This window comes from Sphingomicrobium sediminis (genome assembly GCF_023805295.1).
Lineage (GTDB): Bacteria > Pseudomonadota > Alphaproteobacteria > Sphingomonadales > Sphingomonadaceae > Sphingomicrobium > Sphingomicrobium sediminis.
In genome coordinates this window covers 314,906-339,623 of the sequence record NZ_JAMSHT010000001.1, presented here as the reverse complement: position 1 = coordinate 339,623, position 24,718 = coordinate 314,906, and the positions used below count along the sequence as shown (strand labels likewise).

Here is a 24,718-nt window from a genome sequence, read left to right as displayed (position 1 = left end):
CCCATCCAGTCGGGTTCTGCCCGGCCGGATACCGCCGGGAGCAATGTCGCTCCCACCCTCGCAACTGACTTGGAGAATCGACCATGAACGATCCGACACCCGGTGACGATCGCTTCGGCTTGCGGACTTATCTGACCCCGGAAGAGGCCAAGGAGTTCCACAAGATCTTCATGGGCAGCTTCCTCGGTTTTACCGCGATTGCTGTCGTCGCTCACATTCTCGTGTGGGCCTACAAGCCCTGGCTCTAGCCAACGGTTTGTAACGCTTTTTCAAGGCCTTGGTCTTGGCAAAGCGACTTACGAAAACTGACGAAGGAATTATCCCATGTGGAGAATTTGGCTTATCTTCGATCCGCGCCGTGCGCTGGTGGCCCTTGCGGTCTTCCTGTTCGTACTCGCGCTGCTCATTCACTTCATCCTGCTTAGCACGGACCGGTACAACTGGTTCGATGGAGCGAGTGCTGCTGCCGCGAGCGTTGCGGTAACGCAGATCGAAACGTCGTCGGCATAGTCGGTTTGGCCGGTTGCGAGGGGGCGGGCTGACGCTCGTCCCCTGCACACCGCACCCCAATTCGACTTTGCTTTTTCTGTGCGCCGCCAATGTGCGGCCACTACACTGGCTCGCCTGACGAGGGCGGGAAGGATGGATAGATGGCGCTCCTAAGCTTCGAGCGAAAATATCGCGTACGCGGCGGCACCCTGGTGGGTGGCGACTTGTTCGATTTCTGGGTCGGCCCCTTCTATGTCGGCTTTTTCGGCGTCACGGCGGCGGTCAGCGCGCTCTTGGGCACGCTGCTCATCTTCGCTGCGGCGGCGCAAGGCCCGACCTGGAACCCGCTCCTAATCTCTATCGATCCGCCCCCTATCGAGGCCGGCCTTGCGCTGATGCCCTTGAATGAAGGCGGCTATTGGCAGGTCATTACCGTCTGCGCGCTCATCGCCTTCGGGTCATGGGCCCTGAGACAAGTGGAAATCGCCCGCAAGCTCGGCATGGGACTGCATGTGCCCGTCGCCTTCAGCTTCGCGGTCTTCGCCTATTTCACCCTGGTCGTGATCCGGCCGATGTGGCTCGGCGCCTGGGGACATGGCTTCCCCTATGGCATCTTCACCCACCTCGATTGGGTGTCGAACACCGGCTATCAATATGCGAGCTTCCACTACAATCCGCTGCACATGGTCGCGATCACGTTCTTCTTTACGACGTGTCTCGCGCTCGCACTGCACGGGGCACTGGTCCTCTCCGCGGTCAACGTACCGAAGGATGAGGAGGTCAAGTCGCCGGAATATGAAGATACCTTCTTCCGCGATTTCATCGGCTATTCGATCGGCACGCTGGGCATTCACCGCCTCGGCTTGCTCCTGGCGCTCAATGCCGCCTTCTGGAGCGCGATGTGCATGATCCTTGCCGGACCGCTCTACCAGGGCAGCTTCATCGAATGGTGGGACTGGTGGAAATCCATCCCGATCTGGTCCTGAGGAGCATCGATCATGGCACGCTATCAGAACATCTTTACGCAAGTGCAGCTCGATGCCCCGGCAGAGATGGGCATCGCCCTTCCCTTCGCCGATGAACCGCGCATTCCGATCCATTCGCATTCGCACTGGTTCGGCAAGCTCGGTCAGGCGCAGTTGGGCCCGATCTATCTCGGCTGGCTCGGCCTCCTGTCGCTCGCGTTCGGCTTCATCGCCATCTCGATCATCGGCTGGAACATGGCCGCGCAGGTCAATTGGAGCCCGCAAGGTTTCATCCGCGAATTCTTCTGGCTCTCGCTCGACCCGCCCGGCCCCGAATATGGCTTCTCGCCCTTCGTGCCGCTGGCCGAGGGCGGCTGGTTCATCCTCACCGGCTTCTTCCTGACGACCTCGGTCCTCCTGTGGTGGGCACGCACCTATCGCCGCGCCAAGGCGCTCGCCATGGGCATGCATGTCAGCTGGGCCTTCGCCTCGGCGATCTGGCTGTTCTTGGTGCTGGGCTTCATCCGCCCGATGCTAATGGGCAGCTGGTCGGAAGCCGTGCCTTACGGAATTTTCCCGCACCTCGATTGGACCAACAATTTCTCGCTCATCTACGGCAACCTTTTCTACAACCCGTTCCACTGCCTCTCGATCGCCTTCCTCTACGGCTCGGCGCTCCTGTTCGCGATGCACGGGGCGACGATCCTTGCCGTCAGCCGCTATGGCGGCGAGCGCGAGATCGAGCAGATTTACGACCGCGGCACGGCATCCGAACGCGCCGGCCTGTTCTGGCGCTGGACCATGGGCTTCAATGCCTCGATGGAATCAATCCACCGCTGGGCCTGGTGGTTTGCGGTGCTGACGACGCTGACCGGCGGCATCGGCATCCTGCTTACCGGCACGGTCGTCGACAACTGGTATCTCTGGGCGCAACAGCATAGCTACGCCCCCGGTTGATCCCGACCGCCCTAGACGGCCGGTATTGCGGCCCGCCTCGATCCCCCATGCGAGGCGGGCCGTTTCATTTGCGGTTGGCGAGATCCACGAGATGGAGCGGCAATGCGAGGGCCAGCGGGATCGCTATCCATGGCCAGTCCGCGCCGACCAGCGCCGCGCGCAGCCCGAGGACGATCAACGCGGCGGGGCCGAGCAGGCCGAGCAGGTCGCGCGCCTTCCACCCGCGGCGCCACAGCCAGATCGCTTCGATGAAAAGGACGGCAAGGATGATGTCGGCTGCATGCCCCGAGGCGAAAAGCTCCGACATCTACGGGCTCAGCCGAACGGCCCGTTCAGCTCGATGATCTTCCAGTTGAGCCAGCCTGCAAAGGTGACCCACCCGAGATAGGGCAGCAGCAGCCAGCGAGACAGCGAAGAGAAGCGCCCGCAATAGAGCATCAACGCGCCCACCGAGAGCCACAGCAGCAGCAATTCGGCAAAGGCCCAATCGGGCCGCTGCATGCGAAAGAAGATGAGGCTCCACAGGATGTTGAGGAAGCCGTTGAAGGCGAATAGGCCGATGACGATGTCGCCCTGCCGCGTGCCGGGCGTATTCTTCCACGCGCTGACCGCCGAAATGGCGATGAGCGCGAAGATGACCGTCCAGGCGATCGGGAAGAGCGCATCGGGCGGCGACCATGACGGCTTTTCGAGCGCCTGGTACCAGGCTCCGAGATCGGTGATCGTGCCTCCCAGCGCGGCCACGGCAAAGGCCGCGATGCCGGCCACCACGATCGGTAACATCCAGCTTTTGTGCATCAGGCGGCGGCTCTCAATCCCAACAGATGGGCACAATCCTTAAGGAAAATGCGGACATGGGCAAGCGGCTTGGCCCGTACCAGCTTCTTGTTCATGTAGGCCTGCCAGGTCAGCTCCTGCACATCCTTGTCGGCGCACATGGTGACGAAACGCTCGCGGCGCTTGTCCGAGGAATACCAGAAATGCTGCATCATCCTGAGGATCCAGAACACTTTGCCATGTTCGCGCATGAAGCGCTTGCGCGCGGCCTTGAGCGCCTTGGCCTCGCCGGTCGCGAGGAAGACCTGCGCCGCTTCGGCGACCACGCGTCCGCCGGTCATGGCATAGTAGATGCCCTCGCCAGATGCCGGCGCGACGATGCCCGCCGCATCACCCGCGACAATGACATCGCGGCCATTGTCCCAGCGCTTCAACGGCTTCAGCGGGATGGGTGCGCCTTCGCGCCGCACCGTGTCGCACTCCGCAAGGTCGAGATCGTCGCGCATCGTCGAGACCGCGCCGCGTAGCGAGAAGCCCTTATTGGCGCTCCCCACCCCGACGCTCGCCGTTTCGCCATGCGGGAAGACCCAGGCGTAGAAATCGGGCGACAATTTGCCCTGGTAGAAGACGTCGCAGCGCGAGCCGTCAAAGGCGTCGGTTGCCGCGCCCTCGGGCGACTTGATGATTTCGTGATAGGCAAAGACGCAGGGCATGCGCTCGGCATCGGCGATTTCCTGCTTGGCAACGGAAGAACGCGCGCCATCCGCGCCGACGATGAGCCGGGTGCGCACTTTCTTGAGCGGACCGCCACGCTCTTCACGATAGGTCACCAGCGGCTCTGGCCGGTCGTCGCGCTCGATCGCCTCGAAACTGCCCTTGCGCCGCTCGGCTCCGTTGCCCGCCGCACGTGCGCGCAGCCATTCATCGAAAACGTCGCGGTCGACCATCCCGACATAGCCGATCTCGCCCACCGGCATGTCGACCTTGCGATTGGATGGCGCAATCATCCGCGCGGCCTTGGCCCTGGCGACCAACAGGTCCTGCGGCACCTCGAAATCGGCGAGCAGGCGCGGCGGTACCGCACCCCCGCATGGCTTGATGCGCCCACCGCGGTCGAGCAGCATGACCTTGTGTCCCGCCACCGCGAGATCGTTGGCTGCGGTCGCGCCCGAAGGCCCGCCGCCCACCACCACAACGTCGAACAGTTCCTCGCTCATGCTTCTACCGCCTTTCGATATTGTGCCGGCGTCTTGCGTGTCGCCTGCATGGCCAGCCCGGCCGCGACGACGAACAAGGCGCCCTCGACCGCGAAGACCATCTGGAAGGCATAGCCGTCGCTGCCATAGGCCGTGCGCGCCATGTCGACGCCGACCGCGCCCATGAGTCCGCCAAGCCCGAAACCGATCGCTTGCGCCGCGCCCCAGACGCCCATGCGCACGCCCTCGCGTGTTTTCTCGCCAGCGCCCGCCAGGCCCATCATCGAGCCGATGGCCGCCACCGCGAACACACCGTTGCAAAAGCCCAGCAGCATCACGTTGGCCGTCAGCGGCCAGCCGGATCCAGCCAGCGCCGCAGCGGCCAACCCTGCCAGCGAGACGCCCGATCCCATGCACCCGCCGACGATCCAGATGCGAAGGTCGGAGGGCAGCCGCGACTGGAAGGCGCTGCCCCCGATCCCGGCGACAATCATGCCGAGGAGCGAGCCGGCATTGAGCATCCCGCCAAGCTTGGTCGAATCTCCGGGCTCCATCCCGAAGACGAGGCCGGCAAAGGGCTCGAGGATAAGGTCCTGCATATTGTAGGCGAGCATCGCCACGAAGATGAAAATGGTGAAGCGCCGCGCGGTCGGATCGGTCATGATCTCGCGGATCGCTTCCTTGAAATCGGGAGCCTCGCCGCTCTTGGCGGTTTCCTCGAACACATGGTGTCCGGTCTCGAGCCGGTAGGTCGCCGCGATCGTCACCGCGATGCACGTCACGGCGAGCCCGATTGTGACCATCGTCAAACGCTCGGGCGAGAAGGGCTTGATGAGTTCGCCGACGGTAATCGCGGAAATGACGATACCCGCAATCATCATGATCCAGGTTGTGGCTGCAGCTGCAGCGCGGCGATGCGGCGCGACGCTGGAGGCGAGCAGCGCCAATGCCGAGGTCCCGCAGGCCCCGACCCCTGCCCCGATCAGCGTATAGGCGATGACCGCGAGGATCATGCCGAGCGTGAAATCGGTCGACAGCATCAATGTCGCTTGGGTCGCCAGAAGGCCCGCGCCCGCCAGCAGCACGATGCCGCCGATCATCCATGCGGTGCGGTTGCCACCCTTGTCAGAACCATGCCCGAATAGGGGCCGCGACAGCTGGACAGCATAATGCCAGGTGACGAGCCCCGCCGGGATCGCGGCGGCAAGCGCGAACTCGACGACCATCAGGCGGTTGAGCACCGTAGTGATGAGCATGACCTGCGCACCGAGGCAGGCCTGGACCAGCCCGATCCGCGCGATCGAGACCCATCCGAACCCCTGCTCCGCCGCCCGCTGCATCAGATATGCCCCCCGAGGCCCAATGCGGCGGCCAACATGCCGAGCACATAGAGCGTCACCCCGGTCGCATTGTACCAGGGCGCGAATTTCGCCGGATCGCGGAGCAGGCGCGGCATCAGCGCGAACTGGATCGCCAGCAGGACGGTAACGATGACCGCCGAAAGCGTCAGCCCCCAATTGGCCAGCAGCGCGATCACGGCCACTTGCGAAGCGGCCATCACGGCGCAGGCCAGTCGCGCCGCGCCTATGACGCCCAACGTCACGGGCAGCGACTTGAGACCGGTCTGCGTGTCGCCTTCGACTGCCTTGAAATCGTTGAGGGTCATGATGCCGTGTGCGCCGACCGAATAGAGGACGAGCACCGCGATGATGCTCCCGCTTGGCAGGCCGCCAAGCATGACCGTTGCGCCGGTGAGCCAGCTCAACCCCTCATAGGTCAGCCCGACCACCAGCGGCCCGATCCAGCCGCTCGACTTCAGCCTGAAGGGCGGCGCGCTATAGGCCCAGGCCAGCGCCAGTCCGGCAATCGCCGCGACCAGCACCCACGGTCCCAGGGCCGCGGCGAGCAGCATCGCCAGCAGCGTCCCGATAATTGCGACATAAAGCCCCCAGCGTCCCGCGACCCGTCCCGAAGGGATCGGGCGACCGGGCTCATTGATCGCGTCGACATGGCGGTCGAACCAGTCGTTGACCGCCTGGCTGGTCCCGCACACCAGCGGCCCTGCCAGCATGATGCCGGCAATGATCAACAACCAGTTTCCAGTGAATGCTGCGCCCGAGGAGACCACCCCGCAAAGGAAGGCCCACATGGGAGGGAACCAGGTGATCGGCTTGAGCAGCTCGACGATATCGCGCACTGCCGGCGCCGGCACCGTTCGCGAAGAGAGCGCAGAACGTTGCATGTCCTGTGAGGCTATGCCTGACAGGGGTCGGCGTCAAATCATTTTGACAGTGATTTTGGCTCAGTCGCCCTCTGGCGGTAGGTTGCCGATATTGTGTCGGCGCAGCTTGGAATAGAGGCTCTGGCGGCTCAGCCCCAGAATCTCGGCCGCCGACGCACGATTGTCGGCGGTGTAGGAGAGCGCTGCCTCGATGCACAGACGCTCGATGAGATCGGTACTTTCGCGCACGATATCCTTGAGGCTCATGCGTCCGACCATGTCGGTCAGCTGGTCGACCGAACGCGGCATGTCCTGCGGTCCCGGCGGCAATTCGCGCATGCGCCGCGCGATCGGGCGAATGACGAACCCGAACATTGCATTGGGGCCCTCGCTGGCAACAGCAGACAGCTCGACCGGCTCGCCATCATCCTGCCCGCGCGGCCGAACGAAGCTGCTGACGTTGCGGGCCGCGCCATCCTTGTCGATCTGCGCCTGGATAAGGTCGAGATCGATCCCGGGACGGCCGAGGAAGTCGCCGAGCCGGGCGCCGACAACCTGTTCGACACCTGCCGCTTCGACCAGCTCGACAAAGGCCATGTTGGCCTCGACGATATGCATGTCTTCATCGGCAATCACGAAGGCGTCGGGCATGCGCTCGACCACGTCGCGCAGTGACGGTGCGTCAGCTTTTTCGCCATGCTTCGGCTCGAGGCGGATGAGAAGATGTTTGGCGCCATGCTGCAGGAAGCCGGAAGCGTGCAGCGACACTTCCTCCTTGCCCTTGGCCGGCGGCACGTCGATCGATCCGGCATGGCCGGCGGCAAGTGCCGCACCAAGATGGGCCGTCACTGCATCGCGGGCATCGCGCGCAAACAGCCCGGACAGTTTCTTGCCGGCGAGTGAGCCCGCCTTCGCACAGAGCAACGCGTGCGCCGCCGGATTGGCCTCGCGCACCTGGCCGCTGACGGCCTCGACGATCAGGACCGCCTCGCTCGACTGGTCGAACAGCTTGCGATAGCGCGTCTCCAATTGACGCAGGTTGAGATAGTCGCGCTCGAGCGATTGCTGCACCTGGAGCAGCCGTTGCTGCAGCTTGGCCTGGTCGCGAAGATCGCGACCAAAGGCGAGATGGCGATCGTCATTCTCGAGCGACAGGACGACATATTTAACCGGGATATCGCCTTCGCGGGTCAGGTGATTGACCTGGCGCCAATGTTGCACCTCGCCCTTGCGCGCGGCGGCCAGCATTTCCATCACCTTGGGCCGGCTCTCGGTAGTCACCGTCGACAGCCAGTCCTGGCCGGCAAGGCTCGCGAGATCCGACAGATTGTCCTTGTTGACGCTGCTGTCGATGATCCGGCCCTGGTCGTCGAGCACGAGCAGGATGTCGCCCGCAAGCATCGCAAGGTTCAACGCCGCATCGGGCGTCAGACCGGCGAACAGGTCCGCAGCCTGCTTAAGCGGCTGTCTGCCTTCGATACTGTGCTTGCGGGTCAGCATGGCGTTCCGAGTGCTAGGAGGCGAGCTGGGCGTGTCGTCCGGTCTTGACGAGCATGCGGTCGGCGCATTCGAGTGCGGCGCGCGCATCGACTGCGGTGGCATCGGCACCGACGAGTGCAGCCATTTCCGGCTGATCGTTGATGACGCGGCCTCCGACCATGACGCAAATCTCCGGGTTCTGGGACACGCTTCGGATCGCGGTGATCAGGCGTTGGAGGGCGCCACTATTACAATCGCATGTCACGGTCAATCCGACGAGATCGTAGGAAGCCGAGCCAAGCGTTTGCAGCAATTCGCCCTGGCTTGGATCGGTCAGCGACTCGGCCTGCCAGCCGCCACGCGCGAACACCTCGCCGATCATCGCGGCACCAAAATGGTGCTGGTCGCCGGGCCGCGGGCTGAACAAGGCGCGCGGTGTCTCGCCATACATGCTGGTGATGGGCGGCGCGCGCATCGCGACGTCGCGCAAGGCCTGCTGCAGCCGCCAAAGGCCCATGGTCACATCGACGAAATCGCATTCGTCGGCCTCCCACAAGCGTCCCAGTTCGCGCGCAGACGGCGCCATCAGATCGAGGAAAATGGTCTCGGCGCTGACGCCGCGGTCGAGATATTCCTCGACCTGGTCGACGAGCTGCGCGGCCTCGAGCTCGAGCGGCAGGAGCACGAACGCCGCCGTCTCTTCGGGCGTGACCATGCTCTTGCCAGCCGCAGAAATCCGCCGGTTCGAGTTGGAATGTCCGATGAAGAGGCGCGGAATAAAGTCGCCTTCGATGATCGCGCCGAGCCCCTGTTCGCGCGTTTGTACGGGGTCGGCCTCGGCTTCCCCCTCATCCTGTTTTGCCCTTCCCAATGGAAGGTCGATAACCTTGCGCAGTGCTGCTGTGCCTGCGTCGAATACCGATGCCATTAGCAGCCCCCTTTGCGGGTGCGTCGCGGCGCGGATTGCGTCGGTCATACGGGGCCAGAGGCTTGCGACTCCGACTCCGCCAACCGAATGAGCCTACGCGTCGCCAATCCGACACGCAACATGTCCAGTGTCAATTTTTCTTGTCGTCCAGTTTGATTGACACTTGGTACGGAACAGGCCTAGTCTCCATTCTTCAAAGCGGAAGGCACTCAGCTGGATATGGAGAGGTTCGATCCTGCGCCGCCGACCACCCGCCAGGGCGAAAAGCCCGGCGCTGAGAGGCTGGCTTTATACACGCCCGAAGAACGGCGGCGGCGCGACTCGACGCGCTGGACCCTCGTCCAGGGCATCCTCGCCCCCATCCAGTTCCTCGTCTTCCTCGTCAGCCTCATCCTTGTCATCCGCACGCTCGCCACCGGCACCGGCGCGATGGCCGCCGACATCTCGATCGTGGTTAAGACGGCGACCCTCTACACCATCATGATCACCGGCTCGATCTGGGAGAAGCGCGTCTTCGGCCAGTGGCTGTTCGCCCGCCCCTTCTTCTGGGAAGACGTCTTTTCGATGCTCGTGCTGGCACTGCACAGCCTTTACCTCGTCATGCTGTTCGGAGGGGTGGGCAGCCTCGAAGCGCGGCTCACGGTCGCGCTCGCGGCCTATGCCGCCTACGTCATCAACGCCGCCCAATTCCTCTGGAAACTGCGCATGGCGCGCCTCGAAGCGCAGCCGGGGCTGGTGACCGCATGAACCATATTGCCGCCATCGACCGCACCAGCCGCCCGATCCTGCGCGAGCGCGGCCAGCGCGAAGTCTTTTGCGGGCTCACCAGCATCGTCTGGCTCCACCGCAAGATGCAGGACGCCTTCTTCCTCGTCGTCGGCTCGCGCACCTGCGCCCACCTCATCCAGTCGGCCGCCGGCGTCATGATCTTCGCCGAGCCGCGCTTCGCCACTGCCATCCTCGAGGAACGCGATCTTGCCGGCATGCTCGATGCGCAGGAAGAACTGGACCGCGTCGTCGACCGCTTGCTCGCCCGTCGGCCTGACATCAAACAGCTCTTCCTGGTCGGCTCCTGCCCCAGCGAAGTCATCAAGCTCGACCTCTCCAAGGCTGCACAGCGCCTCGGCGCCAAGCACGCACCCAATGTCCGCATCCTCAATTATTCGGGTAGCGGGATCGAGACGACGTTCACGCAGGGCGAGGATGCCTGCCTCGCCGCCCTCGTCCCCGAAATGCCGCGCGCCGATGACGATGCCCCGGCCAACCTCATCCTTGTCGGCTCGCTTCCCGACATCGTCGAGGACCAGTTCCTCCGCCTCTTCGCCAAGCTCGGCATCGACAATGTCGGAGTCCTGCCCGCGCGCAACGCAGGCGGGCTCCCGACAATCGGTCCCAACAGCCGCTATCTCCTGGCCCAGCCCTTCCTCGGCGAAACCGCGCAGGCGCTCGACAATCGGGGCGCGCAGCATATCGACGCCATGTTCCCCTTCGGCGCCGAAGGGACGAGCGACTGGCTCACCGCCACCGCCAAGGCCTTCGGTATCGACGAAGCGCATGTGGAGGAAGTCATTGCAGCGCCGCGCGAGCGCGCGCGCCGCGCCATCGCCCACCATGCCAAGAAATTGAGCGGCAAGCGCATCAGCTTCCTTCCGGACTCGCAGCTCGAAGTGCCGCTGGCCCGCTTCCTCGCCCAGGAAGTCGGCATGACCCCCATCGAGGTCGGCACGCCCTACCTTCATCAGCGCCACCTCGCCCGCGACCTCGACCGCCTGCCGGACGATACGCGCATCAGCGAGGGCCAGGACGTCGATAACCAACTCGACCGAGTCCGCGCCGACCGTCCCGACCTCACTGTCTGCGGTCTTGGCCTTGCCAATCCGCTCGAGGCCGAGGGCTTGTCGACCAAATGGGCGATCGAGCTCGTCTTCTCCCCCATCCATGGCTTTGAACAGGCCGGCGACCTTGCCGAGCTGTTCGCGCGTCCCTTGCGCCGCCGCGACAGGCTGGAGGTGTAGGCAATGCAGCTATCGGTCTGGACCTATGAAGGACCGCCACATGTGGGCGCGATGCGGGTCGCGACTGCCATGCAGGGTCTGCATTACGTCCTCCACGCGCCGCAGGGCGATACCTATGCCGACCTGCTCTTCACCATGATCGAGCGGCGCAATGCCCGCCCGCCGGTGACCTACACGACTTTCGAGGCGCGCGATCTCGGCAAGGATACCGCCGAACTCTTCCAGAAGGCCGCGCGCGAGGCGCATGAACGCTTCGCGCCCGAAGCGATGATCGTCGGCGCGTCCTGCACTGCAGAGCTCATCCAGGATGATCCTGCCGGCCTGTCGACCGCGATGGGGCTGCCCTGCCCGGTCATCCCGCTCGAACTGCCGAGCTACCAGCGCAAGGAACATTGGGGCGCGGCGGAGACCTTCTACCAGATCGTCCGCAACCTCGCGGATACGTCGCTGACCCGCGGCAGCCATGGCGGCCCGCGCCCGCGCGCCAACCTTATCGGCCCGTGCGCGCTCGGCTTCCGTCACCGCGACGATGTCGCCGAAATCACTCGCTTGCTCGACCGGATCGGCATCGACGTCCATCTTGTCGCGCCGCTGGGCGCCCGCCCCTCGGACATCGCCACGATCGGCCAGGCCGACTTCAACGTCACGCTCTATCCCGAGATCGGCGAGGAAGCCGGGCGCTGGCTCGAACGCACCTTCGACCAGCCGCGCACGACGATCGTCCCGATCGGCGTCGGCGCGACCCGCGATTTCATCGCCGAGGTCGCCGGTCTCGCCGGCCTCGATGTCGACAAGGCGTGGGAAGACGCCAATTCGCGCATGCCGTGGTGGAGCCGCTCGGTCGACAGCACGTATCTGACCGGCAAGCGCGTCTTCATCTTCGGTGATGCCACCCACGCCGTCGCCGCCGAACGCATCGCGCGTGAAGAACTCGGCTTCGAGGTCTGCGGTCTTGGTTGCTACAATCGCGAATTCGCCCGCGACGTGCGCGCCGCCGCGAAACTATCGGGTGTCGACCCGCTCATCACCGACGATCATCTCGCGGTGGAGGACGCCATCGCCGAGGCGCAACCCGAACTCGTCCTCGGCACGCAGATGGAACGCCATATCGCCAAGCGGCTCGGCATTCCCTGCGCGGTCATTTCCGCGCCCGTCCATGTCCAAGACTTCCCCGCCCGCTACAGCCCGCAAATGGGGTTCGAGGGCGCCAATGTGATCTTCGACACTTGGGTCCACCCGCTGGTCATGGGCCTCGAGGAGCATCTCCTCACCATGTTCCGCGAGGATTTCGAATTCTCCGATGCGGCCGGGCCCAGCCACCATGCCGCCCACGCACCCAAGACGCCCGACAATGACCACCAGCCCGCGCCGATCGAGCTGTCGGGCTGGACCGAGGAAGCCGAGCGCGAATTGAAGAAGATCCCCTTCTTCGTGCGCGGCAAGGCACGCCGCAATACCGAGGCGTTCGCCGCCGAACTCGGCCGCGCCCAGATCGATCTCGACACGCTCTACGAAGCGAAAGCGCATTATGCCCGGTAGCGCGCTTCCTCCCGTCCGCGTGGCGATCGTCACGCTGGACAACCACCTCAAGGGGGCGGTGGACCGCGCGAGCGAGCAGCTGGCGCGCGAGAATATCCATCTGACCCTCCACGCCGCTGCCGACTGGGATCGGGGCGGCGATGCGCTGAAACGGACCAAGGAGGCGGTCGCCAAGGCCGACATCGTCATCGCGACGATGCTGTTCCTCGACGACCATGTCCGCGCGATCCAGCCCGCGCTAGAAGCACGGCGCGAAGAGTGCGACGCCATGCTCGGCCTGATGAGCGCCGGCGAGATCGTCAAGCTCACCCGCATGGGCAAATATCGCATGGACGCGCCCGCCAAGGGCCCGCTCGCCTTGCTCAAGAAACTGCGCGGATCGAAAAAGCCCGGCGCAAGCTCGGGCGCCAAGCAGATGCGCATGCTGCGCCGCCTGCCCAAGATCCTCAAATATATCCCCGGCACCGCGCAAGATGTGCGCAACTATTTCCTGACGCTGCAATATTGGCTCTCGGGATCGGACGAGAATGTCGTCGCGATGGTGCGCCGCCTGATCGACCGCTACGCCGCCGGCGATCGCCTTACCCGCGCCGGCATGACCGATGCCGACATGCCGCAGGAATATCCCGAGGTCGGCGTCTATCATCCGCGCACCGACCAGCGCCTGTCCGAAAGCCTGCGCCTACTGCCGCGCAAGAAAGGGGCCAAGGGCACGGTGGGGCTGCTCCTCTTGCGCTCCTACCTGCTGGGCCGCGATGCCGCCCATTATGACGGCGTGATCGCCGCCTATGAGGCGGCGGGCATGCGCGTCATCCCGGCCTTCGCCAGCGGCCTCGACGCCCGCCCGGCGATCGAGAAATTCTTCATGGACGCCGACGGCAAGCCGACGGTCGACGCCATCGTCAACCTCACCGGCTTCAGCCTTGTCGGCGGGCCGGCCTATAATGACAATGACGCTGCGGTCGACGTGCTGAGCCGTCTCGACGTTCCCTACATCGCCGCCCATGCCATCGAATTCCAGACGATCGGCGAATGGCGCGGACGTCGGCAGGGGCTGCTCCCGCTCGAAGCCACCATGATGGTCGCCCTGCCCGAACTGGACGGCGCGACCTGCCCCAGCGTCTTTGGCGGGCGCCGCGAACATGGCGAAGGCCCGGTCCGCGCCATGCATTGCGACCATGAGCGCGCCGACGCGCTGGCCGCACGCACTGCCAAGCTCATCTCGCTACGCAACACCGAGCGGGCGCAGCGCAAGCTTGCCATCATCCTGTTCAACTTCCCACCCAATGCCGGCGCGACCGGCACGGCGGCGCATCTCGCCGTCTTCGAATCCCTTCATGCGACGCTGCTGCGCCTCGCCGACGAAGGCTATTCGCTCGACGTGCCCGAGACAGTCGATGACCTCCGCGCCGCTATCCTCAAGGGCAATGCCGAGCGCTACGGCGCCGATGCCAATGTCGCCGCGCGCGTCGGCGCCGACGACCATGTCCGTGCAGAACCGCATCTCAAGGAAATCGAGGCGCAATGGGGCGCCGCGCCGGGCAAGGTGCAGAGCGACGGTCGCAACATCCACATTTACGGCGCCACGTTCGGCGACGTCTTCGTCGGGGTGCAGCCCGCATTCGGCTATGAGGGCGATCCGATGCGCCTGCTGTTCGAGGGCGATTTCGCCCCGACCCACGCCTTCGCCGCCTTCTATCGCTGGATCCGCGAGGATTTCGGGGCCGACGCGCTGCTGCATTTCGGCACCCACGGCGCGCTGGAATTCATGCCCGGCAAGCAGGTCGGCATGACCGGCGATTGCTGGCCCGAGCGGCTCTTGGGCGATGTGCCCAACACCTATCTCTATGCGTCGAACAATCCGTCGGAAGGCCTGCTCGCCAAGCGCCGCAGCGCCGCGACCATCGTCACCTATCTCACCCCGCCGCTCGCCCAGGCCGGGCTCTACAAGGGCTTCGTCGACCTGAAAGCCAGCGTCGAGCGCTGGCGCGCCAGCGACGACGTGGCTGAACGCGCCGACCTTGAAGCGCTCATCGCCGACCAGTGCGGGGGCCTCGATATCGAGTGCGAAGACCCCGACAAGCTCGCCGCGCACCTCTACGAACTTGAGCGGACGCTCATCCCGCACGGCCTCCACGTCCTCGGAAGTCCGCCGGAAGGCGCCGAACAGGCCGACTTGCTGGATGCGATGATGGAGGCCGATCCCGAGGCCGACCGCGACGACCTCATCGCCAAGCTCGACAGCTGCGACGAACTCGGCGCGCTGATCCACGCCCTCGACGGCGGCTACACGCCCCCTGCCCCCGGCGGCGATGTCGTTGCCAATCCCGACGTGCTGCCGACCGGTCGCAACATGCACGGCTTCGACCCCTTCCGCCTGCCCAGCCGCTTCGCCTGCCAGCAGGGCGCGGCGCAGGCCGAACAGCTCATCGCCCGCCACGTCGCAGGCGGCGCGTCCTTCCCGCACAGCCTGGCCATGGTCCTGTGGGGCACCGACAATATGAAGTCCGAAGGCGTGCAGATCGCGCAGGCCCTCACGCTCATTGGCGCCAAACCGCGCCGCGACGGTTATGGCCGCCTGTGCGGTGCCGAACTGATCCCGCTCGAGGAACTGGGCCGCCCGCGCATCGACGTCGTCATGACCCTGTCGGGCATCTTCCGCGACCTCCTGCCTCTCCAGACCCGCATGCTCGCCGAGGCCGCACGCCTTGCCGCCGAAGCCGACGAGCCGCTCGAGATGAACTTCGTGCGCGCCCACAGCCTTGCCCATGCAGAGGCGCATGGCTGCGACCTCGCCACCGCGGCCCTGCGCGTCTTCTCCAATGCCGAGGGGCAATATGGCGCCAACGTCAACCAGCTGATCGACGGCGGCACCTGGGCCGATCCCGACGAGCTCGCCAACGCCTTCGAAACGCACAAGGGCTATGCCTATGGCGTGGACGGCAAGCCGGTACAGCAGCGCGACCTTTTGAAATCCGCGCTCGCCGGCGTCGAATTCACCTACCAAAACTTGGAAAGCATCGAAGTCGGCGTCACCGACCTCGACCAATATGTCGACGGATTGGGCGGCATCAGCCGTTCGGTCGCCCGTGCCCGCGGCGGCAAGGAAGCGCCGGTCTATATCGTCGATCCGACCCGCGGAGGCGAGGCCAAGGTGCGCACTCTGTCCGAACAGATCGACCTCGAAACGCGCAGCCGGACGCTCAACCCCAAATGGTATGAAGGCATGCTCAGCCACGGCTATGAAGGCGTGCGCCATATCGAAATGCACGTCACCAACACGATGGGCTGGTCGGCGACGACCGGCGATGTCGCGCCCTGGGTCTACCAGCGGATCAGCGAGACCTTCGTGCTCGACGAGGAAATGCGCCACCGGCTGGCGGCACTTAACCCCAAAAGTTCGGCCCGCGTTGCGGAGCGCCTCCTTGAGGCCTGCGACCGCGAGCTGTGGCAGCCCGACGAGGCCACCCTCGCCGCGCTGCGCGACGCCAGCCACGATCTCGAAGACCGCCTTGAAGGCGTCATTGCTGCGGAATGAGGAACGAATAGATGAACCTGATCGACAGAAATTTCCCGCGCGGCGATGGCGAAGGCTCCGTCCAGGTCCAATTGGACCCCAAGGACGAGATCAAGGGCGCCAAGGTCTTTGCGGTCTACGGCAAAGGCGGCATCGGCAAGTCGACGACGTCGTCCAACCTGTCGGCGGCCTTCTCCAAGCTCGGCCATCGCGTGCTGCAGATTGGCTGCGATCCCAAGCATGATTCGACCTTTACGCTCACCAAGAAGCTGATGCCGACGGTGATCGATGTGCTCGAAACGGTCGAATTCCACTCCGAGGAACTGCGCCCCGAAGATTATATGTTCGAGGGCTATAATGGCGTCATGTGCGTCGAGGCGGGCGGCCCGCCGGCCGGCACCGGCTGCGGCGGCTACGTCGTCGGCCAGACCGTCAAACTGCTCAAACAGCATCACCTGCTTGAGGATACCGACGTCGTCATTTTCGACGTGCTCGGCGATGTCGTCTGCGGCGGCTTCGCTGCGCCCTTGCAGCATGCCGAACGCGCGCTCGTCGTTGCCGCCAACGATTTCGACAGCATCTTCGCCATGAACCGCATCGTCGCGGCGATCGGCGCGAAGTCCAAGAATTACGATGTCCGCCTCGCCGGCGTCGTCGCCAATCGCAGCCGCGAAACGGATGAGATCGACCGCTTCTGCGATGCCATCGGCATGGATCGCCTCGCCCATTTCCGCGACGTCGACGCGATCCGCCGCTCGCGCCTCAAGAAATGCACCCTCTTCGAAATGGAAGACAGCCCCGAGGTCATCCAGGCGCAGGAGGAATATCTGCGCCTCGCCAAGATGCTGTGGGACGGGGTCGAACCGTCGACCGCCAAGCCGATGAAGGATCGCGACATTTTCGACTTCCTGGGGTTCGAATGATGGCAGCGCGCGCACCCACTTCCTACGACCAGCGCCGCGAGGCGCTTGCGGGCTATTTCGACGGCACCGCGCGCAAGGCGTGGGTCGACCTCACCAGCGATGCCAAGGTGAGCGGCATCCGCGCCACCGTGCGCGCCGGCCGTGAAGAGATGCGCGCCACGCTCCTGTCCTGGCTGCCCGAGCGCATGAGCGGCCTGCGCCTGCTCGATGCCGGGTGCGGCACCGGCGCGCTCAGCATTGCGGCGGCCAGCCGCGGCGCCGAAGTCACCGCGATCGATGTCGCCAAGGGTCTCGTCGCCGTTGCCGAAGAACGCGCGCCCGGCACTTTCGAAGGTGGCCGCATCGACTGGGTCGCGGGCGACATGCTCGATCCCACGTTCGGCGACTATGACCATGTCGTCGCGATGGACAGCCTGATCCACTATGACGAGGACGATCTCGTCGCCGCGCTCGACCAATTCGGCCAGCGCACCCGCCGCTCGATCCTCTTCACCTTCGCGCCGTGGAGCCCGCTGCTCAGCCTGATGCACAAGGCGGGCAAGCTTTTCCCGCGCAGCGACCGCTCGCCGGCCATCGTCCCGATTGCCGAGAAGCGCCTGCGCGAACGCCTCGCCGCCATGGCCGAATGGCGCATCGCCCAGACGCATCGCGTCTCGTCCGGTTTCTACACCAGCCAGGCCATGGAGCTCGTCCGCCGATAATGACCAAGCCTGCCGCCTCGACCCTCAAATGGACCCGCGTCGCCACGGCGTGGTTGCCCTTTGCCGATGCGGCGAGCGCGGAATTGCCGATGGGACGCCTGCTGCGCCTTGCCCTCTTCCAGGTCAGCGTCGGGATGGCGGCCGTGCTGCTCAACGGCACGCTCAATCGCGTCATGATCGTCGAGCTTGGCGTACCGACTTTCCTGGTCGCGCTGCTGATCGCCATTCCCCTGCTCGCCGCGCCGTTTCGCGCACTCATCGGGCACAAGTCCGACACGCACCGCTCGGTGCTCGGCTGGCGCCGCGTCCCTTATATCTGGTTCGGCACGCTCATGCAGTTTGGCGGGCTCGCCATCATGCCGATGGCGCTCATCCTGCTGGGCCGCGACGGCGGGGTGCCGCTCGCCTTTGGAGCCAGCGCCTTGGCCTTCCTCCTCACCGGCACCGGCATGCACATGACGCAGACTGCCGGCCTCGCCCTCGCCACCGACCTTGCGCCCGAAGACAAGCGCCCGCGCGCTGTCGCATTGCTCTACGTCATGCTGCTGGTCGGCATGATGGCCGCGGCGATGATCGTCGGCGGCCAGCTGATCGACTTCTCCCCCACCCGGCTCATCCAGGTGATCCAGGGGGCTGCGCTCGCCAGCCTCCTCCTCAACATCGCCGCGCTCTGGAAACAGGAAGCGCGCCGTGCCCCACCCCCGAAAAGCAGCGAGCCCCAGCCGCCTTTCTCTGAATTGTGGCAGGATTTCGTGAGCAAGGGACGCAATGCGCGGCTGCTCACCGCGATCGGCATCGGCGCTGCGGGCTTTGCCATGCAGGACGCCCTGCTCGAGCCGTACGGCGGCGAAATCCTCGGCCTTACCGTCGGCGCGACAACCGCGCTCACCGGCGCGTGGGCAGCCGGCGCGCTGTTCGGTTTCATGCTCGCCAATCGCAAGCTGAGCGCTGCCGCCGACCCGCTCCGGCTCGCTGGCCTCGGGCTCACTGTCGGCATCGCCGCTTTCCTGATGATCCTGTTCGCCGCACCGTTCGCGTCGACCGCACTCCTCTTTGCCGGCGCCATCTCCATCGGCATCGGTCTCGGCCTCTTCTCGGTCGGCACCCTCATCGAGGCGATGGGGCTGACCGACCAGGCCGAAAGCGGGCTTGCGCTCGGCGCCTGGGGAGCGGTGCAGGCCTCCTGTGCGGGGCTCGCCATCGCGCTCGGCGGCTTGCTTCGCGATGTCATGACGGCGCTCGGCGCCGCCCAGATTCTTCCGGCCGCAATGACGCAGCGCGCGACCGGTTATGTCACCGTCTACTGCGTCGAAATCCTGTTGTTGCTTGCTGCCCTGATCGTGATCGGCCCGCTTGTCGGCCGCCGCCGCGATCCGTCGGGCCTGTCGGCGAAGCCCTTCGGCCTCACCGCCTTCCCGACGTGAGAATGAAAGAAAGGAACCTGCCATGAGTGATTTGCTCACCGCTTCCGGAGCCGTCCCCATCGTCGGCAATATCGACCTGGCCGAGATTGCCTGGTGGTCGTTCGTCGGCTTCTTCATCGCGCTCATCTTCTACCTGCGCCGCGAAGATCGCCGCGAAGGCTATCCGGTCGAGGATGCCGCCACCGGGATCGTCGACACGCCCGGCGGCCCGCTCTCCACCGCGGAGCCCAAGGAATTCCGCCTGCCCCATGGCCGCGGCAGCAAGTTCGCGCCCAACAATGATCGCGACACGCAGACCATCAAGGGCGAGCGCACCTTCCGTTCGCCGGGTGCACCCTACGTGCCGACCGGCAATCCGTTCGAGGACGGTCTCGGCCCGGCAGCGTGGGCCAATCGCGACAAGCTTCCCGACATCACCGCGCATGGCGAGAACCGCATCGTGCCCAATGCGATGGCGACCGAAATCTCGGTCTCCAAGCGCGATCCCAACCCTGTCGGCATGACCGTCGTCGGCGCCGATGGTGCCGCCGCGGGCAAGGTCGCCGAAATCTGGGTCGACCGGGCCGAGCATGTCATCCGCTATCTCGAGATCGCCATCGACGGCGGCACCAATGTGCTTGCCCCGATGCCGATGGCCAAGGTGCACAAGGGCCGCGGCTTCATCGAGATCGACGCGCTGAAGGCCGCGCAATTTGCCGGCGCACCGCGCATCTCCACCCCGGGCCAGATCACCCGCTACGAAGAAGAGCGGATCATGGCCTATTTCGGCGGCGGCTATCTCTATGCCGATGCCGAGCGTCAGGAGCCGCTCGTATGAGTCATGACGACTTCCATGACGAAGCGGTCGCAATGGCGCGGCTGGGCAAGGACGAGAAGGTCATCTGGCAGGGTGCACCCGATCGCGCGGTCCTCGCTCGCCGCGTCTTCAAGACGCGCCTCGTCGCCTTCTATTTCGGCCTGATCGCGCTGTCGGCAGTCGCCTTCGGCAATATGGGCGGGGCGATGTTCGCGGTGCTGGCCGGCATGGCGACATTGGGCCTTCTGCATTCGATGGCGTGGCTCGCGGCCAAGTCGTCGCGCTACGTGCTGACTGACCGGCGGCTCATCCTGCGCATCGGCATGGCGATCGAAAAGACGATCAACCTGCCCTTGGGCAAGATCGGCGCCGGCAAGCTCGCCGATCTCGGCAATGGCCATGGCGATATCGCGCTCGACATCGTCGGCCCGCACAGTCTCGGCTACGCCCTTCTCTGGCCGCATGCGCGCCCGTGGAAGCTCTCCGCGCCCGAGCCCATGCTGCGCGCGCTTCCCGATGCCGCGAAGGTGGCGAACATCCTCGCCAACGCCGTTGCTGCCATCGAGCCGGTCAACCGCCATGCAGTGACCAGCGAGGCGCCCGCGCCCGCACCCACCGGCCTCAAGGAGAAGCTTGCGTGAGCCACGCCCACAGCCATGACGACCTGCCCCGCCCGCCGCTCTACATGATCGGTGCACTGATGGTGCTGACGGTCATCCTGGCCGGGCTTGGCGGGCTCGGTATCATGCCGCGCGAAGCGGTGCCCGAGGTGGCCCGTGCCGAAGCCGGTACCAGCGCAACGGCCAGCCGCACGCTCTTCTTCCGTGACGAGGCCGATGGCGGGATCCTTATCGTCGATGCAGCAAGCGACGAGACGATCACCCGCTACGCGCCCGGCACCGGTGGTTTCATCCGCTCGACCATGCGCAGCCTCGTCCACCATCGCCGCCTACAGGGCATTGGCGCGGTGACGCCATTCACGCTGACCCGCTGGAACGATGGCGGGCTGACGTTGGCCGATCCGGAAACCGGCCGCAGCGTCGAACTCGTCTCGTTCGGCAGGGACAATGAGGCGACATTCGGCGAACTTCTTGGGGAAACGACATGATGAACCGGCATTTCGAGGTGCCATGCACCGTCTCGGTGGCGCAGAGCCCGGACTATTTCCACGCCCATGTCGAACTGGATGGCGACCACGCCATCTTCCCCGGCGACAAGGTGCGCGTGCATGGCGACCCCATCTCCATCCCCTTCGGCTCCAGCGCCGAATTCAAACGCACCGCCACGGTGACCCGCGCGACCGCATTGAAGCGCGCGCTGGTCAAGGCCGCGGCCTATTTCGACCTCGCCGAACTCTACGAGGTCAGCTTCTCAGCAGGGAGGATCAAATGAACGTCCAGACCAAGGTGCATCGCTCCGAGGAGAGCCAGCGGCTAGCCAATGAGGACACCGTGCTGAGCCCGCGCTTCTATACGACCGATTTCGAGAAGCTGGACGCGATCGACGTCGATCCGGTGCGCGAGGAATGGGACGCGCTCATCGCCGAGATGCGCTCGGACCCGAACAAGAACCATTTCAAACGCGCCGAAAGCTTTGACGGGATCATCAACAATCTCGAACCCGAATTGCGGGCCGAGTTCATCGACTTCCTCGTCTCCTCGCTCACGTCCGAATTTTCGGGCTGCATCCTCTATGCGGAGATCGCCAAGCGCACCAAGAACCAAGACGTCAAGGACCTGTTCAAGCTGCTCGCGCGCGACGAGAGCCGCCATGCCGGCTTCATCAACGATGCATTGAAGGATGCTGGGATCGGGGTGGACTTGTCCTTCCTCACGAAGACCAAGAAATACACCTTTTTCAAACCCAAGTTCATCTTCTACGCCGTCTATCTCTCCGAGAAGATCGGCTATGCCCGCTACATCACCATTTTCCGCCAGTTGGAAGCGCATCCGGAGCTTCGCTTTCACCCGATTTTCGACTGGTTCAAGGAATGGTGCAATGACGAGTTCCGCCATGGCGAGGCCTTTGCCATGCTGATGCGCGCGGACCCCAAATTGCTCAAGGGCTACAACAAGCTGTGGATCCGCTTCTTCCTGCTGTCGGTCTACGCGACCATGTATGTGCGCGACCATAATCGGCCGGTGTTCCACGCCGCCTTGGGCGTCGATCCGACCGAATATGACTGGGAAGTCTTCCGCAAGACCGACATCATCGCGCGGCAGGTTTATCCCGTCGGGCTGGACACCGAAGACCCCGCCTTCCGCGCCAAGATGGACAAGCTGCTGACCGCCGCCCGCCGCATCGAAGCCGGCAAGGCCCAGGGCGGCATCGGCGGCATGGCCAAGCGCGTTTCCGGTATGGCCGGCTGCGCCTTCGCCTTCGCGCGCATGTATTTCCATCGCCCGACGCGGACCGAGCTTCCCGCCAAGATCCGGCTGCAGCCTGCATGGTAAGCTGGACTGGCCATATCCTGCCGGTCGTCGTGACCGTGGCCGTGTGGTTCTTCGCCACCGGGCTGATCGCCTGGCTCGACGGGCGTGAGCGGGCCACCTTCCCGCGTAGCCTGTTCGTCTCGGGCGCGATCGGCATTGCCGGTCTCGTCGCCATCCTCATTAGCGCTCATACCGTCAGCGCCTCGGCAATATACCTCTCCTTTGCCGGAGCGCTGATGGTATGGTCCTGGCACGAAGTCGCCTTCCTGACCGGCGCCGTGTCAGGGCCCAATCGGGGCCCCTGCCCCGCCGATGCGCGCGGTCTCGACCGCTTTGCGCATGCCAGCGCCACGCTGCTTCATCATGAGCTTGCGCTGGCGCTGACGGCAGTGCTGCTCCTGTTCCTCACATGGGGCGCAGCCAACCAGGTCGGCGCGATGGTCTTCCTGCTCCTGTTCGTCCTGCGCCTCTCGGCCAAGATGAACATCTTCGTGGGCGTGCCCAATTCGAGCACCGAATTGCTGCCGCCCCATCTCGACTATCTGAAGACCTATTTCGGGCCCAACCGGCTGACCTGGTTGCTGCCCGTCAGCCTGATCGCGATCCTGGCGCTGGCCGGCTGGATCGGCAGCGAGGCACTCGCCTCCGCGCCCGGCAGCCCGGCGATGATTGGCGCCAGCCTCCTTTTCGCGCTGACCCTGCTCGGCGCGCTCGAACATCTGTTTCTCGCATTGCCGTTTCGCGACGGCATGTTGTGGGGTTGGGCGCTGCGTCGCCGCGGCCCGCCTTCCACATCCGATTTGACGACGAGGGGATCTTAGAATCATGGATTTCGAAGCCTTCTTCCGCGAAGAGCTCGCCGATGTGCGCGAGGATGGACGCTACCGCGTCTTCACCGACATCAAGCGCCATCGCGGCCGCTTCCCGCAGGCCACCCGCTTCCTCGATGGCGAGGAAACGCAAGCGGTCACCGTCTGGTGCTCCAACGACTATCTCGGCATGGGCCAGCATCCCGTCGTCACCGAAGCCATGCATGCCGCGATCGACGAATGCGGCGCTGGCGCCGGGGGCACGCGCAACATTTCGGGCACCAACCACCACCATGTCCTGCTGGAACGCGAACTGGCGGACCTGCATGGCAAGGAAAGCGCGCTCCTCTTCACCTCTGGCTACGTCTCCAACTGGGCCGCGCTCGGCACCCTCGCCGCGCGCATTCCGGGACTGATCGTCTTCTCGGACGCGCTCAACCACGCCTCGATGATCGAGGGCATTCGCCATTCGCGCTGCCAGAAGCGGATCTGGCACCATAACGATGTCGAAGATCTCGACCGCTGCCTCAGCGAATATCCGGCCGACGTGCCCAAGCTGGTCGCCTTCGAGAGCGTCTATTCGATGGACGGCGACATCGCGCCTATCGCCGAAATTCTCGACGTCTGCGAAAAGCATGGTGCGATGAGCTATATCGACGAAGTTCACGCCGTCGGTCTCTATGGCCCGCGCGGTGGTGGCATTGCCGAGCGCGAAGGGCTGATGGACCGCATCACCGTGATCGAGGGCACGCTGGGCAAGGCCTTCGGCGTGATGGGCGGCTATATCGCCGCATCGGCCGACCTCGTCGACTATATCCGCACCTTCGCGTCGGGATTCATCTTCTCGACGGCGCTGCCGCCAGCAGTCGCCGCCGGCGCCGCCGCAAGCATCCGCCATCTCAAGGAGAGCAGCGCCGAACGCGACCTCCAGAAGGATCGCGTCGCCACGGTACGCGCCAAGCTCGACATGATGGGCATCCCGCATCTTCATAATCCCAGCCACATCATCCCGGTGATGGTAGGCGATGCGCACAAGTGCAAACGCATCTCGGACTGGCTGATGGACAATCACGGCATCTATGTGCAGCCGATCAATTATCCCACCGTGCCGGTCGGGACCGAGCGCCTGCGCCTCACCCCCTCGCCCGTCCATGACGATGGCGATATCGACCGGCTCATCAATGCGCTGAGCGAGATCTGGTCGCAGTGCGAATTGGCCCGCAAGGCCACTGCCGCCTAAAGCATGTAGGAACTTGGCTGCCCTCCGACCCATTGATGACATAGTGGGGCCGGGGGTCAGATAAGTGAGTTCTTATAATGACTTATATCCCAGCAGCGGTCGCTGCGCCGCTCAATCTCGTCACGCTCGGACTAGTTCTGCTTGTCCTGATCGCGGCCTATCTATTCTTTCTCCGCAAGAAGTCGAACCGGCATCCCATGGACACGCCGGAAGGCAAGGCCGCGATGGAACAGCATCGCCGGGATGCCGAAGCCGAGCGCCGTGCGGAAGGCCGCGAGACGCTCGATCAACGGGACTAGGTTTCCTGACA

General features: G+C 64.8%; 26 protein-coding genes. 19 read left to right on the top strand and 7 right to left on the bottom strand.

The genetic code is table 11. The annotated features are described in order from the left end of the window. Positions 1 to 83 precede the first annotated feature (83 nt). The 4 genes from pufB to pufM all read left to right on the top strand — a co-directional run bounded on the left by pufB (position 84) and on the right by pufM (position 2,411). A complete protein-coding gene (gene pufB / locus NDO55_RS01650) occupies positions 84 to 248 on the top strand; it encodes a light-harvesting antenna LH1, beta subunit (protein WP_252111800.1) in 165 nt (54 codons plus the stop codon). A 76-nt stretch (positions 249 to 324) separates the two neighbouring features. Further along, a complete protein-coding gene (gene pufA / locus NDO55_RS01645; RefSeq protein WP_252111798.1) occupies positions 325 to 510 on the top strand; it encodes a light-harvesting antenna LH1, alpha subunit in 186 nt (61 codons plus the stop codon). A gap of 140 nt (positions 511 to 650) precedes the next feature. Next, positions 651 to 1,475, top strand: coding sequence for a photosynthetic reaction center subunit L (pufL, locus tag NDO55_RS01640; protein WP_252111797.1), 825 nt, complete (start codon positions 651 to 653; stop codon positions 1,473 to 1,475). A gap of 12 nt (positions 1,476 to 1,487) precedes the next feature. Further along, on the top strand, positions 1,488 to 2,411 hold the full coding sequence (gene pufM / locus NDO55_RS01635; protein WP_252111795.1) for a photosynthetic reaction center subunit M: 924 nt from the start codon (positions 1,488 to 1,490) through the stop codon (positions 2,409 to 2,411). A gap of 64 nt (positions 2,412 to 2,475) precedes the next feature. Here the strand turns inward: pufM and NDO55_RS01630 are convergent, their stop codons facing one another. Genes NDO55_RS01630 through NDO55_RS01600 form a run of 7 tightly spaced genes read right to left on the bottom strand, consistent with a single transcriptional unit; the run spans position 2,476 to position 9,060 of the window. Continuing rightward, the gene (locus NDO55_RS01630; protein ID WP_252111793.1) at positions 2,476 to 2,718 is read right to left on the bottom strand and encodes a hypothetical protein; all 243 of its coding nucleotides are present in this window, start codon (positions 2,716 to 2,718) and stop codon (positions 2,476 to 2,478) included. An 8-nt stretch (positions 2,719 to 2,726) separates the two neighbouring features. Then, positions 2,727 to 3,209, bottom strand: coding sequence for a TspO/MBR family protein (locus NDO55_RS01625; RefSeq protein WP_252111791.1), 483 nt, complete (start codon positions 3,207 to 3,209; stop codon positions 2,727 to 2,729). Continuing rightward, positions 3,209 to 4,405 (bottom strand): geranylgeranyl diphosphate reductase, encoded by a 1,197-nt coding sequence (locus NDO55_RS01620; protein WP_252111789.1) that lies wholly within the window; start codon positions 4,403 to 4,405, stop codon positions 3,209 to 3,211. The genes NDO55_RS01625 and NDO55_RS01620 overlap by 1 nt, the downstream gene beginning before the upstream one ends. Then, positions 4,402 to 5,724, bottom strand: a complete 1,323-nt coding sequence (locus NDO55_RS01615) for a BCD family MFS transporter (protein ID WP_252111787.1) — start codon at positions 5,722 to 5,724, stop codon at positions 4,402 to 4,404. Before NDO55_RS01615 ends, NDO55_RS01620 begins: the two co-directional genes overlap by 4 nt. After that, on the bottom strand, positions 5,724 to 6,626 hold the full coding sequence (gene chlG / locus NDO55_RS01610) for a chlorophyll synthase ChlG (RefSeq protein ID WP_252111785.1): 903 nt from the start codon (positions 6,624 to 6,626) through the stop codon (positions 5,724 to 5,726). The genes NDO55_RS01615 and chlG overlap by 1 nt, the downstream gene beginning before the upstream one ends. Before the next feature lie 60 nt (positions 6,627 to 6,686). Continuing rightward, positions 6,687 to 8,105, bottom strand: a complete 1,419-nt coding sequence (gene ppsR / locus NDO55_RS01605) for a transcriptional regulator PpsR (RefSeq protein ID WP_252111783.1) — start codon at positions 8,103 to 8,105, stop codon at positions 6,687 to 6,689. Between the two features lie 13 nt (positions 8,106 to 8,118). After that, the gene (locus NDO55_RS01600) at positions 8,119 to 9,060 is read right to left on the bottom strand and encodes a cobalamin B12-binding domain-containing protein (protein ID WP_252111781.1); all 942 of its coding nucleotides are present in this window, start codon (positions 9,058 to 9,060) and stop codon (positions 8,119 to 8,121) included. Positions 9,061 to 9,231: 171 nt separating this feature from the next. On the opposite strand from NDO55_RS01600, the gene bchF reads away from it, so the two are divergent. From bchF to NDO55_RS01525, 15 genes are all read left to right on the top strand, one after another. Next, on the top strand, positions 9,232 to 9,759 hold the full coding sequence (bchF, locus tag NDO55_RS01595) for a 2-vinyl bacteriochlorophyllide hydratase (protein WP_252111779.1): 528 nt from the start codon (positions 9,232 to 9,234) through the stop codon (positions 9,757 to 9,759). After that, on the top strand, positions 9,756 to 11,027 hold the full coding sequence (locus NDO55_RS01590; protein WP_252111777.1) for a ferredoxin:protochlorophyllide reductase (ATP-dependent) subunit N: 1,272 nt from the start codon (positions 9,756 to 9,758) through the stop codon (positions 11,025 to 11,027). The genes bchF and NDO55_RS01590 overlap by 4 nt, the downstream gene beginning before the upstream one ends. Before the next feature lie 3 nt (positions 11,028 to 11,030). Beyond that, complete coding sequence (gene bchB / locus NDO55_RS01585) at positions 11,031 to 12,566, top strand: ferredoxin:protochlorophyllide reductase (ATP-dependent) subunit B (RefSeq protein WP_252111775.1); 1,536 nt, start codon at positions 11,031 to 11,033, stop codon at positions 12,564 to 12,566. Continuing rightward, entirely contained in the window at positions 12,556 to 16,104 is a 3,549-nt protein-coding gene (locus NDO55_RS01580; RefSeq protein ID WP_252111773.1) for a magnesium chelatase subunit H, read from the top strand. Before bchB ends, NDO55_RS01580 begins: the two co-directional genes overlap by 11 nt. An 11-nt stretch (positions 16,105 to 16,115) precedes the next feature. Further along, the gene (bchL, locus tag NDO55_RS01575; protein WP_252111771.1) at positions 16,116 to 17,006 is read left to right on the top strand and encodes a ferredoxin:protochlorophyllide reductase (ATP-dependent) iron-sulfur ATP-binding protein; all 891 of its coding nucleotides are present in this window, start codon (positions 16,116 to 16,118) and stop codon (positions 17,004 to 17,006) included. Further along, positions 17,006 to 17,707 carry a magnesium protoporphyrin IX methyltransferase gene (gene bchM, locus NDO55_RS01570; RefSeq protein ID WP_252115496.1) on the top strand — a complete coding sequence of 234 codons (702 nt, stop codon included), beginning with the start codon at positions 17,006 to 17,008 and terminating at the stop codon, positions 17,705 to 17,707. Before bchL ends, bchM begins: the two co-directional genes overlap by 1 nt. After that, positions 17,707 to 19,131 carry a BCD family MFS transporter gene (locus tag NDO55_RS01565; protein WP_252111769.1) on the top strand — a complete coding sequence of 475 codons (1,425 nt, stop codon included), beginning with the start codon at positions 17,707 to 17,709 and terminating at the stop codon, positions 19,129 to 19,131. Before bchM ends, NDO55_RS01565 begins: the two co-directional genes overlap by 1 nt. A gap of 22 nt (positions 19,132 to 19,153) precedes the next feature. Further along, positions 19,154 to 19,948 carry a photosynthetic reaction center subunit H gene (puhA, locus tag NDO55_RS01560; protein WP_252111767.1) on the top strand — a complete coding sequence of 265 codons (795 nt, stop codon included), beginning with the start codon at positions 19,154 to 19,156 and terminating at the stop codon, positions 19,946 to 19,948. Next, a complete protein-coding gene (puhB, locus tag NDO55_RS01555; RefSeq protein ID WP_252111765.1) occupies positions 19,945 to 20,568 on the top strand; it encodes a photosynthetic complex putative assembly protein PuhB in 624 nt (207 codons plus the stop codon). The genes puhA and puhB overlap by 4 nt, the downstream gene beginning before the upstream one ends. Continuing rightward, on the top strand, positions 20,565 to 21,035 hold the full coding sequence (gene puhC / locus NDO55_RS01550) for a photosynthetic complex assembly protein PuhC (RefSeq protein WP_252111763.1): 471 nt from the start codon (positions 20,565 to 20,567) through the stop codon (positions 21,033 to 21,035). Before puhB ends, puhC begins: the two co-directional genes overlap by 4 nt. Beyond that, positions 21,032 to 21,319, top strand: coding sequence for a hypothetical protein (locus NDO55_RS01545; RefSeq protein ID WP_252111761.1), 288 nt, complete (start codon positions 21,032 to 21,034; stop codon positions 21,317 to 21,319). Before puhC ends, NDO55_RS01545 begins: the two co-directional genes overlap by 4 nt. Then, on the top strand, positions 21,316 to 22,380 hold the full coding sequence (gene acsF, locus NDO55_RS01540; protein WP_252111759.1) for a magnesium-protoporphyrin IX monomethyl ester (oxidative) cyclase: 1,065 nt from the start codon (positions 21,316 to 21,318) through the stop codon (positions 22,378 to 22,380). The genes NDO55_RS01545 and acsF overlap by 4 nt, the downstream gene beginning before the upstream one ends. Beyond that, positions 22,374 to 23,180, top strand: coding sequence for a putative photosynthetic complex assembly protein PuhE (gene puhE, locus NDO55_RS01535; RefSeq protein ID WP_252111757.1), 807 nt, complete (start codon positions 22,374 to 22,376; stop codon positions 23,178 to 23,180). Before acsF ends, puhE begins: the two co-directional genes overlap by 7 nt. 4 nt (positions 23,181 to 23,184) lie before the next feature. Beyond that, positions 23,185 to 24,408, top strand: a complete 1,224-nt coding sequence (gene hemA, locus NDO55_RS01530) for a 5-aminolevulinate synthase (protein ID WP_252111755.1) — start codon at positions 23,185 to 23,187, stop codon at positions 24,406 to 24,408. Between the two features lie 77 nt (positions 24,409 to 24,485). Beyond that, on the top strand, positions 24,486 to 24,707 hold the full coding sequence (locus NDO55_RS01525) for a hypothetical protein (RefSeq protein WP_252111753.1): 222 nt from the start codon (positions 24,486 to 24,488) through the stop codon (positions 24,705 to 24,707). Positions 24,708 to 24,718 lie beyond the last annotated feature (11 nt).